The following is an 18,507-nucleotide window of genomic DNA, read 5'->3' as shown; positions in this document are numbered from 1 at the left end:
CTTAGTTTAGTTACAAATTAAATTAATGATAGCCTGATTTGCCTCAGGAAAAGAATAAGCAGATAAGTCGTTCAAATTAACCCAACGTAAATCAATTTGATTTTCTCGACAACTGGGTATGCCTTGAAAACTCAACACACGATAAACCAATAATGTGACCCGCTTGCATTTATAATCGTGATTAATTTCAGTTAAATATTGGGCATCCAGAACTTGCAAACCAACTTCTTCTTTTATTTCCCGCACTAAAGCATTATAAGGAGTTTCTGAATTTTCTATTTTGCCGCCAGGAAATTCCCAAAAACCACCGTGGTCCACATGCAATGGTCTTTTTGTAATCAGAACCTGATTTTCACTATTAATGATGATGCATACCACAACTTTAATCGACATAGTGAACTTCTTTTATAAAATACCTGCAATTTAAAGGAATTTATTTATCTTCAACATCTTTATGGATACCGCGGTCAAGCCGCGGTAATGCGGCATTCCTTTGTCTTTGATTTATCTGCCTCTGCATCTACAGATACCATGATCAAGTCGCCTTTAGCTTATCCACCTATGTATCTATGGATACTGCGGTCAAGCTGCGGTAATACGGCATTCCTTTGTCTTTAGCTTATCTTGCCTTTGCATCTTCAGGTGCCATTGTCAAATGAAACAACCCGATTTTTAATGACTATCCGATCTCGAAATACCGTGGCTCGACCACGGTATCCAGTAAAGATGGTTAGAATAATGCAACCTAACAATTAATCATTGAGCGGCGTTTCGTTTAGCCCAATCTACCCAGATACCGCACATAAAGCACGGTATTTAGGGTTTTAATTTCGTTGAACTCTCAGGAACGAGTTTGCAGCACGTAAATTTATAATAATTATGTTAAATTCATCATTAGGCCAATTTACCATGACAATTTTTATATTTTTTGCCAGAATCACAAGGGCAAGGATCATTGCGGCCTACTTTATCTTCGCGACGACGAAATGGGATTAAATTTCCTTCTGAGTCTGATTGATTCTCATCTTCTAAATCATCTTCATGCAAGAATGTCATTTTATGAACTTGTTCAGCACGACGTTGCTCTTCAGCCGCATTAACATCTGCTTCGCTTTGTACTTGCACTGAGCTTAGAATACGAATTAAATCGTACTTTAAAGACTCTAGCATTTCTGAAAACAAGGAAAATGCTTCGCGCTTATACTCTTGCTTAGGATCTTTTTGTGCATAACCACGTAAGTGAATACCTTGGCGTAAATAATCCATGGCTGCTAAATGCTCGCGCCACTGGTTATCCATTGTTTGTAGAATAATTGATTTTTCAAACTGCGCAAGCACTTCTCTGCCAGCTTGCCTTTCTTTTTCTTCGTAATGTTCTTTACTTAATTTAAGTATGCGCTCTTGTATTTGTTCAGGTTGAATATGATGATCTTGCTCTGCCCACTGGACTACATCCGCTTTAATTTGAAAATCTTCAGCTAAAGCTTTAGTTAAGCCCGGTAAATCCCACTGATCTTCCATGCTTTGGGGCGGAATAAAATTATCAACCAAGCTAGTCATGACATCTTCACGCATAGCATCCACGACTTCTTTAGGATCACTCATAGCCATAATTGACGCACGCTGAGTATAAATAACCTTACGCTGGTTGTTAGCAACATTATCATAATCCAATAACTGTTTACGCACATCAAAATGATGGCCTTCGAGCTTGCGCTGCGCATTCTCGATAGCTTTAGTAACTAAATTATGCTCAATAGGTTCACCAGGCTGCATTCCTAAACGACGCATCATAGAAGCTACGCGCTCAGAAGCAAATATACGCATTAAATTATCTTCAAGAGACAAATAAAAACGGCTACTTCCCGGGTCACCTTGTCGGCCAGCCCGTCCTCGTAACTGATTATCAATCCGGCGTGATTCGTGACGTTCTGAACCAACAATTCTTAACCCACCGGCTTTTAAAACCTCTTGATGTCTCTTTTCCCATTCTTGCTTAACCGCATCTTTCTGTTCTTGCGTTGCGTCTGCTGGTAATTGAGCCAATTCTGCAGCAAGGCTTCCACCTAAAACAATATCTGTTCCACGACCTGCCATATTTGTTGCAATCGTTACCACCCCTGGGCGGCCTGCCTCAGCAATAATTTGCGCTTCTTTTTCATGAAATTTCGCATTAAGAACTTGATGTTTTATGCCTGCTTTTTTCAATAGATGGCTGACTAATTCTGATGACTCAATGGAAGTGGTACCAACTAAAACAGGCTGCTTGCGTGTAATGCAGTCTTTTACATCATCAATAATGGCTTGAAATTTATCTTGTTGCGTTAAATAAACTAAATCAGCTTCATCTTTACGACACATCGTTTTGTTAGTTGGGATAACAACCACTTCAAGATTATAGATTTGTTGAAATTCATAAGCTTCGGTGTCAGCAGTCCCTGTCATACCAGCTAGTTTATTATAAATTCTAAAGTAATTTTGGAAAGTAATAGAGGCGAGCGTTTGATTTTCTTGCTGAATAGAAACGCCTTCTTTAGCCTCTACTGCTTGATGCAAGCCTTCTGACCAACGACGGCCTTGCATTGTACGGCCAGTATGCTCATCGACAATAATGACTTGATTATCTTTAACAATGTAATCTATATCCCGATGAAACATAGCATGTGCTTTTAGGGCGGCATTAACATGATGCATTAACATAATATTGCTTGCATGATACAAGCTATCGCCTGGTGCTAATAAATCTTGCTCTGCTAGCAATTCTTCAATATGTTGGTGTCCAGCTTCAGTTAAGTGGGCTTGTTTTTGCTTTTCATCAATCGTAAAGTCACCACCATCACCCTCAACTTCTTGTTTTTTAAGGAGAGGAATTAATTTATTAACTTTAATATAAAGTTCAGAGCTATTCTCAGCTGCTCCTGAAATAATTAAAGGGGTTCTGGCTTCATCAATGAGAATAGAGTCGACTTCATCCACGATGGCAAAATTAAGCTCTCGTTGTACCTTGTCTTCAAGGCTAAAGGCCATATTATCGCGTAAATAATCAAAGCCAAATTCGTTATTCGTACCATAGACAATATCAGCCGCATAAGCTTGTTTTTTCTCAGCATGTGGCATATCTGGGAAAATAGTCCCTACTTTTAACCCTAAAAATTCATAAATAGGCCGCATCCATTCACTGTCTCGCTTAGCAAGATAATCATTAACTGTGACAATATGAACGCCTGCTCCACTAATCGCATTTAAATAAGCTGGTAAGGTTGCTACCAATGTTTTACCTTCACCCGTGCGCATTTCAGCAATATTACCTTCATGCAACACCATACCGCCGATTAACTGCACATCAAAATGCCTAAGCCCTAAGGTGCGTTTAGACACTTCACGCGTGACAGCAAAAGCTTCAGCTAACATTTCATCCAAGGTTTCACCCTCTTTGAAACGCGCTTTAAATTCTTGGGTTTTTGCAGCGAGCTGCTCGTCGGATAGACTTTGCATTGAGGGTTCAAATGCATTAATTGATTCGACTACTTTTTCCATGCGTCGCAAGGTACGTTCGTTCCGACTACCAAACATCTTTTTAATCAACGTATTTAGCATTGCCTCGATAATCCTCTAACTGTCTCGCATCAAAACTGCTTAATTTACTAGAATTCTAGTAAAATTGCCATGTATGTTTCTCTTTTTCACTTATTTTTAATAAATTAAAAAAAATAGCCAACTATAAATTCAAAATTGTGCAATTTAAGTCAAACTAGCACAATATTATACTCTATTTCACTTGTCATTGCTGTGGCATTTTCATTTTCTTTAAGCCACCTAAATGCCTCTTGTAAATAACTAACTACCTGCTTTTGTTGCGCTAAAAGCAATCTATCTTTCCAGAATTTAGCCTCTGGTAAACCATGAGCAAAATTAAATATTGGTTTAATTAAACTACTTAACCTAATCCCTTGCTTATGTTGCTGTTCGATATAATTAAGATATGCTTCCATAATTTGACTTCGCGTTTGCACAGCTACATTGGGAAAAAACCATTGATGCATTACTGCTAATGCATAGGGGTTTTTACATGCAAGTCGACCTAACATAACACCATCTACATAATTCATATGGTGCTTAACTGCCGAAAGATCAAGGATATTGCCATTAATAATAATAGGAATTTGCGGCAATTCTGCTTTAATTCGGTAAACATAGTCATAATGCAGTGGCGGAATATTGCGATTTTGCTTAGGGCTTAGGCCATGGAGCCATGCTTTTCGAGCATGAACAATTAATTTATCACAGCCAGCGTCTATTAACTTATGCGCAAATGAGGCAAAAAATTCATAACTATCTTGATTATCAATTCCAATCCGCGTTTTAGCGGTGACTGGGATTGCCACAGCTTGTTTCATGGCTTTGATGCAATCAGCAACATGATTAGCTTCGGCCATTAAGCAAGCGCCCATACGCCCTGATAAAACCCTGTCACTAGGACAACCTAAATTGAGATTTACTTCACTATAGCCATATTGAGCAGCAAGTTTTGCACTAGCAACTAACGCCTCTTTATCAGAGCCACCAAGCTGGAGTGCTAAGGGAAGTTCCATGGGTGAATAGCTGAGACTTCGATGCGGGTTATTCTTAACCGCACCTACCGTTTGCATATCAGTATACAACAAGGCGCAAGGCGCAATAAGGCGCATTAATACACGAAAATGGGTGTAACTCCAATCAATCATTGGCGCAACAGACAAAGGAGACAGCAAAGCGTTAACCATGTAAATGCAATAACAACAAATTATAAACCCTCATTATAATCTATTTTAGAATTAAAATGGGACTTTTAACGAGATTCATGGTTTTAATGGGCTAATTATATTTAAGCAATTTTGTTTCATTCTAAATTACTTCACCTTAACAACCTGGATACCGTGGTCACGCCACCGTATTTCGGGTGAGGTTAGGTAAACTAACGTATAAGCAAGATTGGACTAAACGAAGCGCAGTCCAATAACTAATCGTTGGGCGGCGTTTTGCTTAGCCCAACCTACCTTATTACTTCACTGCGACGTGGATAACGCGGTTACATCGCAGTAATTCGTCTTTTATTTGCTCTCTTTCAGCTCACCAAAATACCATGGCGTGACCACGGTATCCATATCAATGGCCACATCCATAGGGATTGCCGTGAAGCGCAGCACATAGGGGATTTAACTAAAGATTAAGATATCGCTTTTATAGCAGTTACTAAAAGCTGCAAGCGGGAGCGACCTTGGTAGACATTGATATCTAGTTTATAAGCTAGATGAACTTTCTTAACCCGGTAATTAGGCCAGCTATTTAAATCAATATTAAATGCTATTGCATCTAGCGGCTCGCCGCCTAGGCTATGTACTAGGGTTAATTTTAAGTGTTGTTGTCCAACTAAGCGCTGCTCTAAAATTTCAAATTCATTATCAAAACAAGGTTCAGGAAATTGTTGTCCCCAGGGCCCTGCTTGTTGAAGTAAGTTTGCCATTTCAAGGTTAAGGTCATGAAGACCTAATGGCCCATCCGTTAGTAATAACCCTTCACAGTGTGACACATCCAGGTGCCGTTCAACCTCAGCAATAAAAGCTTGCTGGAACTTATAAAAATTATCAGGATGCAGGCTTAAGCCAGCGGCCATTGCATGGCCCCCAAATTTATGAATAACCCCGGGGTTATTTTTATCAATTGCTGCTAGAACATCACGAATATTTAATGCCGCCACTGAACGCGCTGAACCTTTTATTTCTGTCTCACTGACCACAGAAAAAATGATGACAGGCCGATGGTAGCGATCTTTTAAACGACCAGCTAAGATACCAATAACACCTTGGTGCCAAGCTGGATCAATTAAACATAAAGCGACTGGTAACTGCTCAGCATGTTCAATTTTTTTAGTTAATTGCTCTACCGCCCGCAACGCTTGTTCTTTCATTTCTGCTTCAATAATACGGCGTTCTTGGTTTAATTCATCAAGATGGGCTGCTAATTTTCTTGCTTGATTAATATCCTCACATAATAAGCATTCAATACCTAAAGACATATCATCTAGGCGTCCTGCAGCGTTTAGACGTGGCGCAATAGCAAACCCTAAGTCGCTTTCACGCAAGCGCATACAGTCACGCTTAGTAATATCAATCAAAGCTTTAATACCTGGCCGACATAACCCTTGCCTGATACGGGCTAGGCCTTGATTTACTAAAATACGGTTGTTTTGATCAAGAGCAACGACATCTGCTACCGTGCCTAAAGCAACTAAATCCAAAAACTGAGCCATATTGGGCTCAGGCAAGGCTTGCGCTGTAAACCAGCCTACATTAACAAGATGTCTACGTAAGGCAAGCATGACATAAAAGATAACCCCAACGCCTGCAATGGCTTTGCTATGAAATAAATCATTAGTTTGATTAGGATTAACAATTGCGCACGCGTTCGGTAAAATTTCAGCAGGTAGATGATGATCGGTAATAATCACTTCGATGCCAGCTGCATTTGCCGCATCTACCCCTTCTATACTAGTGATGCCGTTATCAACAGTAATAATTAAATTAGGCTGCCATTTTTTAGCAACTTCAATAATGGCTGGCGTTAAACCATAGCCATATTCAAAGCGATTAGGAACTAAAAACTCAACATGAAGCGCGCCCATAACTCGCAAAGCTGACACCGCCAGCGCTGTTGAGGTGGCACCATCAGCATCAAAATCGCCAATGATTAAAATACGTTGTTGGTTAATTAACGCTTTTTCTAAACGCAAACATGCCTTGTCTATATCACTTAAGTGAGTAAAAGGTAAGAGCGTCTGCAAACGCTTATCTAATTGCGTCTCATCAGTAATGCCACGCGCTGCGTAAATGCGTTGTAAGACAGGTGAAATATCCCCTAATGAAGGCAATGATTCAGGTAATGTTCTTTGTTTAATTAGCATTAACTCGTCCTCGCCACAATTTACTCCACCAACTTAATTTTGCTATTTGATAAGCATTGTTATTCCAATACCAGTTAACTCGGTAATGACTCAAGCGGTTAGCTAGATCATCGATATTAATTTGGTTTGCATGTTTTATCAGAAAAATGCCTCTATTATCAATAGGCTTAGTTAATTTTAAAGGTTTTATTTTATCAGGAAAAACGAATAACAATTGAGAATCATCAGTCATTATTGGTCTTTTTGAATTAACTTTAAATTGGCCACCGCCATAGATCCATAAGCCATTGATTGGCAGCTTATCTTGGCGCTGCTCATTATAAGGATGGTTATTTAGAAACATCTGTAATTCGGTAAATAAGCGCTGCCAGTAGAGTGTATCATCCATTTCCTCTAAAAAAGGCATTAATGATTGATGTTGAACAAGATGAAGCGGCTTAGCTTTTAATTGTGGCGTATTATCATTTACCTTAAGCATCCACATATTGGCATTATGATAATGTAAATCAAAGCTTTCTTCAGTAAGAAATTTTTTTACCTCTTTTAACCACCGAAGAGATTCTTCCTCACTTAAATCAAGCTCCTGACCTGAGGCAACGATTAGGGCATCATTATGTGTTGCCTGCCAATGAATTGGGCAAGCAACTAGCCAGCGCCCGTCAAGTTGATGATATTGCCTTAGAAAATCTCCTAAAGGTGGATTGTTAGCTTCATAGCCTAGGTTGACTAAGAGATTTAATTCAAAGCTTCCGTAAGTAGTCAATGGCTTAGAATTTTGCGGCGGATAATGCTTATTATCATTAAGGATTACATCCATCTTTAAATACCTTGTAGAAAGATAATTTGCTTTAGGCAAAAAATTATTGCTTCTTAGGACAATAACTGAATTAAGATTAAATTAACAATAGCGTAGATTTTATCAGACCCACACACCGTCATCGCGAACCTTTACACCGTAAAGGTGAAGCAACCCAAAGCGGTGCTACTTACAATATCCGACCTAGATTGCTTCGCTTGCCAGGCATTGTTGCGTGGATAGAATAAGTGATCAAAACGACCTTGTAGCCTGGGTGAAACGAATTGAAGCCCAGGCTTAGACCCTATGGGCCTGCACCTGCCTGAGCTACGTTTTAATTATCCACGCAACAATGCTCGCTCGCAAAAACGAGCCATGCTAGCGTTGCTCAATTTTCATCGTCATTGCGAACTTTTACACCGTAAAGTTGAAGCAATTTAGTCGCGCTTCTTGTTTTGTAGATGAGCTATCTTCTTTTAAATCACTTTAGCATAGCCATCTCGTTTAAATAATGCTTTTAAATTTCTTAGAGCTTGACGAATACGTTGATTATTTTCAATCAAACCAAAACGCACGAAATTATCACCTTGTGGGCCAAAACCAATACCTGGTGAAACAGCTGTATACGCCTCTTTTAACAAATATTTTGAAAACTCTAACGACCCTAAATGGCGATAATGAGGCGGTATTTTAGCCCATACAAACATTGTCGCCTTAGGTTTCTCAACCTCCCAACCTAACTCTTGTAAACCCTCACATAAAACATCACGGCGCTTTTCATAAAGCTTACATATGTCTTTTACACAATCATCAGGGCCTTCTAAAGCAGTAATTGCAGCAACTTGAATGGGTGTAAATGTCCCATAATCTAAATAAGATTTTATGCGAGTTAATGCCGCAACTAGTTCTTCATTGCCGCAAGCAAACCCTACCCGCCAGCCAGGCATGTTATAAGACTTAGACAAGGAATAGGTTTCAATAGCAATGTCTATGGCTCCAGGCACTTGCAAGATTGAAGGCGCTTTATAACCATCAAATACGATATCAGCATAAGCTAAGTCGTGAATAACCCAAATTTTATGTTTTTTGGCCAAAGCGACTACATTTTCAAAAAAGTTATAATCGACACAATGCGTACTGGGATTAGCAGGAAAATTAATAACCAATGCCTTAGGCCTAGGCCAAGTTTGCTCGATAGCTTCTTCAATTGCCTGTAAAAATTGACTTTCCTCTATTAAAGGAATTTGTTTCACATTAGCACCGGCGATAATAAAACCGTAGGTATGAATTGGATAGGCAGGATCAGGGACTAATACGGTATCGCCAGGGCCACTTATTGCTAACGCTAAGTGTGCCAGCCCCTCTTTAGAACCTATGGTAGTGAGCACTTGCTTTTCTGAATCTAAATCAACTTGATAATTTTTTTTATACCAGTTTGCCATGGCACGTCGTAACCGCGGAATACCTTTAGACATTGAATATCGGTGCGTGTCAGGGCGTTTTGCAGTTTCAATTAATTTATTAACAATATGAGGAGGTGTTGGTTGATCAGGGTTACCCATACCAAAGTCAATGATATCTTCGCCGCGCGCTCGCGCTTCGGCCTTCAATTGCGTTAAGGTGTTAAATACATAAGGCGGTAAGCGTTTAATACGCGAAAATTGACTCATAATTTTACCTCTGTGTTATACTGCAAATAGTACTTTTTAATGCTCGAATAAAACATGCACATTAGTTTAGAAACAGGCGATCAATACGCCATTCAAGGTTATAGCGAATCAGAAGTTAAAATTGATTCTGTCATTTATCAAGATAACCTAGTCGTAAGCAAGTATGGTGTTATAACAAATTGGCAGGTGCCCGCCATTCAACAATTAAGTCATGAAAACTTGTCGCCTTTGCTAACTTATGAGCCTAAAATTATTATCATTGGCCATAAATTAGCAGGAAAATTTGCTCCTATTTCTTTGCTACAACACTTATCAAGTCAGCGAATTAGCCTTGAGTCTATGTCTATTGGTGCTGCATGTCGCACTTATAATATTTTACTTAACGAACAACGTGAAGTTGTTTTGGGCCTTATTTTAACATAAGTTCTCTTTAGCCGCCTACTTGCCGACGCGCTTCTAAGATATTTGGTATTTGCTCTAATTTATTTAATAACCTGGATAAACTATTTAATCCATCTATTTCGATAGTTAAAGTAATAAAGGCGATATTATCCTGCTTACTACTTTGCGATTGTAGCGCATAAACATGTGCTTTTTCATTAGCAAGCAGTGAAGTTATATCGCGAAGTAAATCAGATCGATTAAATGCTTTGACTAAAATATCAACCACATAATGATCGCGTGTTGAACTACCCCAGCTTACCTGAATAAAACGCTGCCGCTGTTTTTCACTAGCGTGAATAATATTGGGACAGTCCTGCCGGTGAATAGAGACACCTCGTCCTATGGTAATATAGCCAACCACTTCATCGCCTGGCAGTGGCTGACAACAACGAGCCATACTAGTAAGAAGATTACCAACACCTTCAATTTTTAAATCACTGCCGCGTGTCTCGGGGATAGGATGTGGTTTTGATTTAACAATCACAGACTCTGGGTCTATTTCTTCAATAGGAGACAAGCGATGTAGAATTTGCCCTAATTTAATATCTCCTCTACCTAGGGCCGCAAGTAAATCATCTAATCGCTTAAAATTAAAAGAAGTAGCTACATCATGCAAACGCTCTGCTTTAATTCCTAGATTTTTTAGCTCTTTATCTAAAATTTCCTGACCTTCGGCTCGATTCTTATCATAATCTTGCATCTTAAACCAATGCAAAACTTTTGCTTTGGCTCTAGAGGTTTTTAAATAGTTAAGGTGGGGATTAATCCAATCTCTGGAAGGTCGTTCTTCTTTTCCTGTTAAAATTTCGATGCGATCGCCGGTTTTCAAGGCATAGGTTAAAGGAACAATCGTGCCATTGACTTTCGCGCCACGACAACGATGACCAACCTGACTGTGAACATGATAAGCAAAATCAAGTGGCGTGACGCCATTTGGTAAATCTAATACATCACCATCAGGCGTAAAAACATAAACTCTGTCTTCTAGAAACTCTCTTTCCATGGCTTCAGGGACACCACTAGAAGTCGCCATTTCTTTATGCCAGGCTAATACATCACGCAGCCATTCAATTTTAAGTTCATGACTTTCTTTGCGCGACGTACCACCTTCTTTGTATTTCCAATGTGCAGCCACTCCCATTTCTGCTAAATCATGCATATGAAACGTACGTATTTGCACTTCAAATACGCGCCCTTCAGGCCCTTCAACAGCGGTATGAAGCGACTGATAACCATTCGCTTTAGGGTGGCTAATATAATCGTCAAATTCTGCAGGAATTTGTTTCCATAGAAAATGAACAATACCTAACACGTCGTAGCATTGATCGACCGTTTCAACGAGCACTCTGACTGCCGTTGCATCATAGATTTCATCTAGTGAAACATTCTTTCTAGTCATCTTACGATAGATGCTATGAATGTGTTTAGAGCGGCCATAGACTGCAAAATGTTGAGCGCCTGTGGCTTTTATTTGATTATTTAATTCAGCCACAATCAAATCAACGTACTTGTCACGCTCCAGTCGTTTTGCTTTTAACCCTTTCGCAATGGACTTATAATCCTCAGGACAAAGGTGTCGGAACGCTAAATCTTCCATTTCCCATTTAATAGCGCCAATCCCCAACCGATTAGCAAGCGGTGCATAAATATCCATGGCCTCAGTGGCAATTTGCTTACGTAACGCTTCTGGTAATTGAGTGGAGGCACGCAGAAAACATAAACGTTCTGCTAACTTAATTAAAACAACGCGTGCATCATCAACCATCGCTAACAGCATTCTGCGAACATTATCAAGTTGGTGTTTATTTTGTTGATAAGTATTTAGAGGCTTTAAATTATTAATGGCATTCATTTTTTCAATGCCTTTAACTAATTTAGAAATAGCAGGGCCACATTGCTCTTCCACATCATCTAGCGATAAATCTGCATAATGAACGCTAACAAAAATAATAGCTGCAATAAGCGTATCTTGATCAACTTCTAAATCGGCTAAAATATCAGCCATTAATAAACCTTGCTGTAGGCATGGAAAGCCGGCTTCAGTTGCATGATCACCGCAAGCCAGTTGGCTTAATGTGCACGCATTGCGTATACGCTCTAAATCCTGAAAGTAACCTTTTGAGCCTAATTGCGCTAACCAAAGCTCAACATCAATATGGCCATCTTCAGTTATCCAAGGTTCACTCTCTTTGACTTTAACCATATGTCTTACCCTTTTTCAAATAAAGCAATGGATTCAACATGCGCTGTATGGGGAAACATATCCATCACGCCAGCTGCTTTTAGCTTAAAACCTAATTGATTAACCAGAATATCACTATCACGTGCTAGGGTGGCAGGATTACAGGAAACATAAACAAGTCTTGTAATTTTCAGTTTAGCGAACTGTTTAACAAGTTCTAAAGCCCCTGATCGCGGCGGATCAATTAATATTTTATTGACTTCTCCAATAGGAAATTGCTTTAACCCATCTGGCTTATCCAGATCAGCACAATAGAATTCGGCATTTGCTATGTTATTAATTTGAGCATTTAACTGAGCTCTTAAAACCATCGCACCACTTCCTTCAATGCCAATTACCCGTTTACAGCGCTTAGCAAGCGGTAGGGAAAAATTTCCTAATCCACAAAATAAATCTAATACGATGTCATCAGGCTTTAAATCCATTAATTGCATGGCGTGCGTAATCATTAATTGATTTAAACTGGCATTAACTTGTGTAAAATCAGTTGGATGAAATTTAAAATGGATGTTTTCTTTCGGTAAACTATAAGTTAAAAAATCGCTGTCGGCTGGCGGATGAAACCGAGTGACTGTTTGTGCATTACCAGGTTGTAGGTATAAAGTAAAACCATTGTCTTGGCTAAATTGCCGCAACACCTGCTCATCGTTTGAAGTTAACGACTCTAGATTGCGCAAGATTAAAGCAACCTCTTCGTCACCCGCCGCTACTTCAATTTGGGCAATACTGTGTGGATTTTCTAACGAATCAATTAATTCTCTTAATTTCGAAATGTTTCCATCTACCTTAGGGTTTAAGATTGGACATTGACTAATCTCGGCAATAAACCGGGGGTTATTTTTTTCCCTAAAACCAACTAAGGCTGCTTTTTTCTTTTCGACATAGCGCACGCTTAAACGCGCTTTATTGCGATAATTCCAACTTACGCTACTTAGGGGCGGCAAAATAAGCTCGGGCTTAATGTGCGCTATGCGTTGCAGCAGGTCTAGTAGTAGTAATTGCTTTTCTTGTATTTGCATTTCTTCATTTAAATGCTGTAACGAGCAACCGCCACACAACTGATAATGAGGACAACGTGGTTCTGCCCGTGCAGCAGACCTAGATATAACAGATAGTAATTGGCCCTCATCAAAATCTTTTTTTACTTTAGTATACTGAAAGCTTACTGTCTCGCCTGGTAAGGCGCCCCCAATAAAGGTGGTTTTACCATTAATACGGGCAATGCCACGGCCATCGTGACTGAACTTCTCGATTTGAGCCACTTGAGGCGCAGTAGATAAGTGATGCTTATTTCCCATTTTTATAAACTCATAATTACAATTTAATTGTAAAGACACAGTGCTTGTTAATTGAATTAACGCTAGAAACTACTGTCAACTATAATCATATCTTAAAAAATTATCCTAACCCCCTATCTGAACGTTAAAATAACTCTTGTAAATTTTTCTCAACCCAATCTTAGCCCCGGTATAGATGCAAGTAATGAATCTATTTCTTTAGCTGATAATTCATGATAACTACCTCTTGTTAAAAAACGAGGCATATGGATATTACCATAACGAATGCGAATCAAACGACTTACCTCAACACCTTGTGATTCCCATAATCGTCTTACTTCACGATTGCGCCCTTCCGTTAAGGTAACATGATACCATGCATTACTACCTTCGCCTCCCTGAAAGGTAATGCTTTTAAACTGCGCAAGCCCATCTTCAAGCTGAACACCTTTTAATAAATTTTTAATAAGTTCAGGGCTTACCTGTCCGTGAACTCGTACCGCATACTCTCTTTCTAACCCATATTTTGGATGCATTAAATAGTTAGCTAATTCACCATTGTTGGTAAATAATAATAACCCTGAGGTATTAATGTCTAAACGACCTACTTGTATCCAACGACCTTGGCGCAAAGTAGGAAGCTTATCAAACACAGTCCGGGTGTGCTTTGGGTCATGGCGACTTGAAATCTCACCAATTGGTTTGTGATAAATTAAAATCCGTGTTTTTACGCTTCGTTTTAAAGGATTAGGAATATCTTTACCTTTGGCAGTAATCTTATCTTCTGCTGTCGCGCTGTCACCTAACTTAGCAAGCTGACCATTGACTTTAACTAAACCTTGTTCAATCCAGCGCTCCATTTCTCGTCTAGAGCCTAATCCTGCTTGACTCAATATTTTTTGTAATCGTTCCGCACTCATAATTCACTGTACTCTTCTAAAGATGATTGCCTGTTATTTTTAAGCGTAGCATTGTCCTTTAAAGGCGGTAATTGTTCAATTGATGTTAAATTAAAATAATTTAAAAATTGCTTAGTTGTTACATAAACCGCGGGCTTTCCTGGCACATCACGATGCCCTGCTGTTTTTATCCATTCTCGCTCACGTAGCGTTTTTAGAATAGATGTACTGATACTCACACCCCGAATGGCCTCAATTTCTGCTCGGGTTACCGGTTGCTTATAAGCAATAATTGCTAATGTTTCTAATAGTGCTTGCGAGTATTTAGTTGGTTTTTCAGCTTGTAGCCGGCTTATCCAACGTCCATATTGCGCTTTGGTCTGAATACAATAGCCGCCTGCAAGTTCAACTAATTCAATGGCTCTTTCTTGGTAATCTAACGCGAGCTCTTGTAAAATTTTTTTAATTTCCTTCTGCTCTGGCCTTTGCCAATCCTCAAAAGCATTCATGAGTTGATCTAAAGTCAATGGCTTTTCTGAACTCATTAGTAGTGCTTCAACAATGTATTTTAATTCATTATTGGTCATGAAATGACCTCTAAGCGAATGGGCGCAAACTCGGTTGTCTGATTAATAAAAACAAGCGATTGCCTGGCTAATTCCAAAATAGCTAACAAGGTAACCACAACGCCCGTGCGTCCTTCTTTAAGGATAACAAGTTGGGAGAATAACATTGATTTATTTTGTAACTTTTCCAATACGATAAGCATGCGCTCTTTAACAGAAAGAGCTTCTTTAATGATCTGATGGCCAATGCTATGTCCTTGGCGTTTAATTAATTCATCCATCACGTGGATTAACGTAGATAAAGCAACTTCTGGTTGCAAGATAACCGGCTCTAAAGCCTGCGGTTTTAGGCTAAAACGAAAGGTATCTCTTTCTAAGCGGGGTAAATTATCAATGGCTAAGGCAGCATATTTAAACTGCTCATAACGCTGTAATTTTTCTACTAGGGCAAGGCGAGGATCTTCTTCTATTTCTTCATCAAGATTAGGCGCTTTAGGCAGCAGAAGCCTCGATTTAATTTCAGCCAACATGGCAGCCATCGCTAAATATTCAGCAGCTAATTCAAAACGACTCTCTTCCATCAGTTGAATATAATGCATGTATTGCTCCGTGATGAGAGCAATAGGAATATCCATAATATCGATATTTTGATGGCGAATTAGATATAGCAGTAAATCAAATGGGCCTGTAAACGAGTCAAGTAATAGCTCTAAGGCATCAGGAGGAATAAAGAGATCTGAAGGTATATCAGTAAATGACTTCCCACTAAGGGTAGCAATAACAAGATCCTCTTCTGCTCTTTCTTTCATTAATAGTCAAGGCCCATGGCTTCACGTACATCTTTTAATGTTTTATTGGCTTCATCACGCGCAGCTTCACTTCCTTCAGCTACAATTTGCTTAACAGAGCCTAAGTCTGATTCAAACTCTTTTATTGAGGATTGAATTGTTTCTAATTCTTGATTAATTGCATCAATAACAGGCCGCTTACAATCAATGCAACCAATGCCCGCTGTTAGACAGCCGTTTTGGGCCCAGTCCTTTACCTCTTCAGAGGAATAAATTTTATGAAATTGCCACACCGGGCATTTTTCCGGATTACCAGGATCAGTTCTTTTAACACGCGCTGGATCAGTAGGCATCGTTAAAATTTTACGTTCTACCGAAGCAGGCTCTTCGCGCAGGCTAATGGTATTATTATACGATTTTGACATCTTTTGGCCATCAATACCGGGCATTTTGGCAGTTTCAGTTAATAAGGCTTGCGGCTCAGGGAGTATAATTTTGCCAGAACCATCTAAATAGCCTAAAAGCCGTTCTTTATCACCTATGGATAAATTATATTGATTAGTTATGAGTGCTTTGGCAGTATTTAAAGAATCAAGTTTACCATCCTGCTGGAATTCTTTTCTTAACTCACAATATAGTTTGCTATTTTTTCTACCCATTTTGGCAATTGCTTCTTGAGCTTGAGCTTCGAAATTAGGCTCGCGACCATAAATATGATTAAAACGCCGTGCTATTTCACGTATTAGCTCTATATGTGATATTTGATCCTCTCCCACAGGAACATAAGACGCTTTATATAATAAGACATCTGCACTTTGTAGTAAGGGATAACCTAAGAAACCATAAGTCGCTAGATCTTGGTCGTGTAATTTCTCTTGCTGATCCTTAAACGTTGGCACACGCTCAAGCCAGCCTAAAGGTGTTATCATTGATAGCAGTAAATGCAGTTCTGCATGTTCTGGCACCCAAGATTGAATAAATAATTTACATAAACTTGGGTTAATACCACACGCTAACCAATCGATAACGATATCCCAAAGAATGGTTTCAATATAACCAGGGTCATCATAACACGTCGTTAAACCATGCCAATCAGCAACAAAAAAATAGCAGTCATATTGATGCTGTAAGGTAAGCCAATTTTTTAAGACACCATGATAATGGCCAAGATGCAAACGGCCACTGGCCCGCATACCAGAAACTACTCGTTTATTTAAATCAAATAAAGCAGACATTTAAAACCTCAAAATACACCTGAATCAAACTCTAATTTGTTATTAAACTACCTAAAAGGCTCAGGATCGCCCTTTCCTTCTCGCAATATCACGGGATAATCACCTGTTAAATCGACAACAGTTGTGGGTTCGTAGCCACAATTACCGCCATCAATAATTAAATCAATTTTACTTCCTAAGAGATCTTGGATTGCTTCTGGTTGGCTTAGAGGCGCTTCTGCACCAGGTAAAATCAGCGTTGTACTCATTAAAGGCGCATGAAAATACTCAAGCAAAGCAAGAGTAATGTTATTATCTGGAATACGCAAACCTAAGGTTCGACGCTTAGGATGAAGCATTAAACGTGGAACATCATGGGTTGCTTGCAAAATAAAGGTATAGGATCCCGGCGTAAACGCCTTTAATAAACGAAATATTGGATTAGAGACGCGTGCGTAGGTACCTAATTGTGATAAATCACGACAAACAAGTGTCATATTATGATTCTTATCTAGATGCCTTAAAAGCCGGATACGCTCTAATGCTGATTTATTACCCAGCTTACAGCCCAATGCATAGCCTGAATCGGTTGGATAGGCAATCAAACCTCCATCCTCAATAACTTTTGCTGCCTGTCTTAACAAACGTGCTTGTGGGTTATCGGGATGGATTGCAAAAAACTGACTCATATAAGTCCCCTGTCAGATGTTCCACTTATGCCAAATAGGCATACAGTTTAACGGTAGTTGTGCTTGGCGTCCAAGAGAAATGCGAGATAAAGTTTCGCCATGATAATCTGAACCACTGGAAGCTAGTAATTCATAACGCTGGCAAAGACCTGCAACTAGATTTTTTTGATCAGTCGTTACAGCACCTGATACAACTTCTAGGCCCTCACCACCAACACTTTTAAATTCTTTAATTAATTCATTTAATTTAGTCTGCGTTAATTGGTACTTTAATGGATGAGCAAGTACTGCCTGCCCCCCGGCTTTAGTAATGCCTGTGACTGCTTCGTCAACAGAAATCCATGAAGTTTCGATATAAGCGCATTTGCCACGTCGTAAAAATTGCTTAAACGCTGATTGCATATCGCGAGCCTTACCCTCATTTATACAAAGTTGCGCAAAATGAGGACGCCCAATGCGGTCATGTCCAGCTAAAATGCAAGCTTTGTTAAACGCATCATGTATACCAATATGGGTGAGTTGCTCAGCAATGCGTTTAGCCCGATTAATACGTCTATCATTTTGTTTGGTTATTAACTCAATTAAAAAGGGATGGGTAATATCGATTCCTAAACCAATAATATGAATATCATATTTTTTCCAGCGCGTGCTTAATTCAATACCAGTTATTAAGGTAACTGAATGTTGATTGTTTGTGCGCAATAAATCCTCTATTCCCGCTGTGGTGTCATGATCCGTTAATGCTAAAAACTTAAGATTAGCAGCTGCTGCTTTCATTATTAATTCATTTGGGGAGAGGACTCCATCAGAAAAATGGCTGTGACAATGTAAATCTATCATAAGATCCTAATGTAGCTAAAATTTAAACCGCAAGGCAATTTTGGAGCATATAAAATTGCCTTATTATATCATTTTTAATCAAAAAGGTTAAAATTTAAAATTATTTATAACTAAATGTATAGTATACATTACTTTTTATCCC

15 protein-coding genes are annotated in these 18,507 nt (G+C 39.1%); 1 reads left to right on the top strand and 14 read right to left on the bottom strand.

The window, feature by feature from the left end; all coding sequences use genetic code 11:
- Window positions 1-6: 6 nt before the first annotated feature.
- The 6 genes from mutT to alaC form a co-directional block, all read right to left on the bottom strand.
- On the bottom strand, window positions 7-393 hold the full coding sequence (gene mutT / locus DYE47_RS06640; RefSeq protein WP_115302518.1) for an 8-oxo-dGTP diphosphatase MutT: 387 nt from the start codon (window positions 391-393) through the stop codon (window positions 7-9).
- Between the two features lie 501 nt (window positions 394-894).
- Entirely contained in the window at window positions 895-3,597 is a 2,703-nt protein-coding gene (gene secA / locus DYE47_RS06635; protein ID WP_115302517.1) for a preprotein translocase subunit SecA, read from the bottom strand.
- A 149-nt stretch (window positions 3,598-3,746) separates the two neighbouring features.
- Complete coding sequence (gene dusA / locus DYE47_RS06630; RefSeq protein WP_115302516.1) at window positions 3,747-4,763, bottom strand: tRNA dihydrouridine(20/20a) synthase DusA; 1,017 nt, start codon at window positions 4,761-4,763, stop codon at window positions 3,747-3,749.
- Window positions 4,764-5,206: 443 nt separating this feature from the next.
- Window positions 5,207-6,940, bottom strand: coding sequence for a single-stranded-DNA-specific exonuclease RecJ (recJ, locus tag DYE47_RS06625; protein ID WP_115302515.1), 1,734 nt, complete (start codon window positions 6,938-6,940; stop codon window positions 5,207-5,209).
- A complete protein-coding gene (locus tag DYE47_RS06620) occupies window positions 6,930-7,757 on the bottom strand; it encodes a hypothetical protein (RefSeq protein WP_115302514.1) in 828 nt (275 codons plus the stop codon). The genes recJ and DYE47_RS06620 overlap by 11 nt, the downstream gene beginning before the upstream one ends.
- 455 nt (window positions 7,758-8,212) lie before the next feature.
- Window positions 8,213-9,406 (bottom strand): alanine transaminase, encoded by a 1,194-nt coding sequence (alaC, locus tag DYE47_RS06615; protein WP_115302513.1) that lies wholly within the window; start codon window positions 9,404-9,406, stop codon window positions 8,213-8,215.
- A gap of 54 nt (window positions 9,407-9,460) precedes the next feature.
- On the opposite strand from alaC, the gene DYE47_RS06610 reads away from it, so the two are divergent.
- Window positions 9,461-9,829 (top strand): Mth938-like domain-containing protein, encoded by a 369-nt coding sequence (locus DYE47_RS06610; RefSeq protein ID WP_115302512.1) that lies wholly within the window; start codon window positions 9,461-9,463, stop codon window positions 9,827-9,829.
- A 7-nt stretch (window positions 9,830-9,836) separates the two neighbouring features.
- On the opposite strand, the gene relA is transcribed toward DYE47_RS06610, so the two are convergent.
- The 8 genes from relA to DYE47_RS06570 form a co-directional block, all read right to left on the bottom strand.
- On the bottom strand, window positions 9,837-12,053 hold the full coding sequence (gene relA, locus DYE47_RS06605) for a GTP diphosphokinase (RefSeq protein WP_115302511.1): 2,217 nt from the start codon (window positions 12,051-12,053) through the stop codon (window positions 9,837-9,839).
- Between the two features lie 5 nt (window positions 12,054-12,058).
- Complete coding sequence (gene rlmD, locus DYE47_RS06600) at window positions 12,059-13,390, bottom strand: 23S rRNA (uracil(1939)-C(5))-methyltransferase RlmD (RefSeq protein WP_115304032.1); 1,332 nt, start codon at window positions 13,388-13,390, stop codon at window positions 12,059-12,061.
- Window positions 13,391-13,539: 149 nt separating this feature from the next.
- The gene (gene rluB / locus DYE47_RS06595; RefSeq protein ID WP_115302510.1) at window positions 13,540-14,289 is read right to left on the bottom strand and encodes a 23S rRNA pseudouridine(2605) synthase RluB; all 750 of its coding nucleotides are present in this window, start codon (window positions 14,287-14,289) and stop codon (window positions 13,540-13,542) included.
- A complete protein-coding gene (gene scpB / locus DYE47_RS06590; protein WP_115302509.1) occupies window positions 14,286-14,855 on the bottom strand; it encodes an SMC-Scp complex subunit ScpB in 570 nt (189 codons plus the stop codon). The genes rluB and scpB overlap by 4 nt, the downstream gene beginning before the upstream one ends.
- Window positions 14,852-15,643 (bottom strand): segregation and condensation protein A, encoded by a 792-nt coding sequence (locus DYE47_RS06585; RefSeq protein ID WP_115302508.1) that lies wholly within the window; start codon window positions 15,641-15,643, stop codon window positions 14,852-14,854. The genes scpB and DYE47_RS06585 overlap by 4 nt, the downstream gene beginning before the upstream one ends.
- Window positions 15,643-16,857, bottom strand: a complete 1,215-nt coding sequence (locus tag DYE47_RS06580) for a tryptophan--tRNA ligase (RefSeq protein ID WP_115302507.1) — start codon at window positions 16,855-16,857, stop codon at window positions 15,643-15,645. The genes DYE47_RS06585 and DYE47_RS06580 overlap by 1 nt, the downstream gene beginning before the upstream one ends.
- 47 nt (window positions 16,858-16,904) lie before the next feature.
- Window positions 16,905-17,525, bottom strand: a complete 621-nt coding sequence (locus tag DYE47_RS06575; protein WP_115302506.1) for an L-threonylcarbamoyladenylate synthase — start codon at window positions 17,523-17,525, stop codon at window positions 16,905-16,907.
- A 12-nt stretch (window positions 17,526-17,537) separates the two neighbouring features.
- Entirely contained in the window at window positions 17,538-18,365 is an 828-nt protein-coding gene (locus tag DYE47_RS06570) for a PHP domain-containing protein (protein WP_115302505.1), read from the bottom strand.
- Window positions 18,366-18,507 lie beyond the last annotated feature (142 nt).

Origin of the sequence: Legionella beliardensis (assembly GCF_900452395.1) — a bacterium.
Classification (GTDB): Bacteria; Pseudomonadota; Gammaproteobacteria; order Legionellales; family Legionellaceae; genus Legionella_C; species Legionella_C beliardensis.
Note: the sequence above shows the minus strand (reverse complement) of the source record. Positions and strands in the feature narration are given on the sequence as shown.

Coding starts and splice junctions, on each gene's coding strand:
- DYE47_RS06610 (WP_115302512.1), top strand. CDS start 9,461: ATGCACATTAGTTTAGAAACAGGCGATCAATACGCCATTCAAGGTTAT.
- dusA (WP_115302516.1), bottom strand. CDS start 4,763: ATGGTTAACGCTTTGCTGTCTCCTTTGTCTGTTGCGCCAATGATTGAT.
- recJ (WP_115302515.1), bottom strand. CDS start 6,940: ATGCTAATTAAACAAAGAACATTACCTGAATCATTGCCTTCATTAGGG.
- secA (WP_115302517.1), bottom strand. CDS start 3,597: ATGCTAAATACGTTGATTAAAAAGATGTTTGGTAGTCGGAACGAACGT.
- mutT (WP_115302518.1), bottom strand. CDS start 393: ATGTCGATTAAAGTTGTGGTATGCATCATCATTAATAGTGAAAATCAG.
- scpB (WP_115302509.1), bottom strand. CDS start 14,855: ATGACCAATAATGAATTAAAATACATTGTTGAAGCACTACTAATGAGT.
- rlmD (WP_115304032.1), bottom strand. CDS start 13,390: ATGGGAAATAAGCATCACTTATCTACTGCGCCTCAAGTGGCTCAAATC.
- DYE47_RS06585 (WP_115302508.1), bottom strand. CDS start 15,643: ATGAAAGAAAGAGCAGAAGAGGATCTTGTTATTGCTACCCTTAGTGGG.
- DYE47_RS06570 (WP_115302505.1), bottom strand. CDS start 18,365: ATGATAGATTTACATTGTCACAGCCATTTTTCTGATGGAGTCCTCTCC.
- DYE47_RS06620 (WP_115302514.1), bottom strand. CDS start 7,757: ATGGATGTAATCCTTAATGATAATAAGCATTATCCGCCGCAAAATTCT.
- DYE47_RS06580 (WP_115302507.1), bottom strand. CDS start 16,857: ATGTCTGCTTTATTTGATTTAAATAAACGAGTAGTTTCTGGTATGCGG.
- rluB (WP_115302510.1), bottom strand. CDS start 14,289: ATGAGTGCGGAACGATTACAAAAAATATTGAGTCAAGCAGGATTAGGC.
- relA (WP_115302511.1), bottom strand. CDS start 12,053: ATGGTTAAAGTCAAAGAGAGTGAACCTTGGATAACTGAAGATGGCCAT.
- DYE47_RS06575 (WP_115302506.1), bottom strand. CDS start 17,525: ATGAGTCAGTTTTTTGCAATCCATCCCGATAACCCACAAGCACGTTTG.
- alaC (WP_115302513.1), bottom strand. CDS start 9,406: ATGAGTCAATTTTCGCGTATTAAACGCTTACCGCCTTATGTATTTAAC.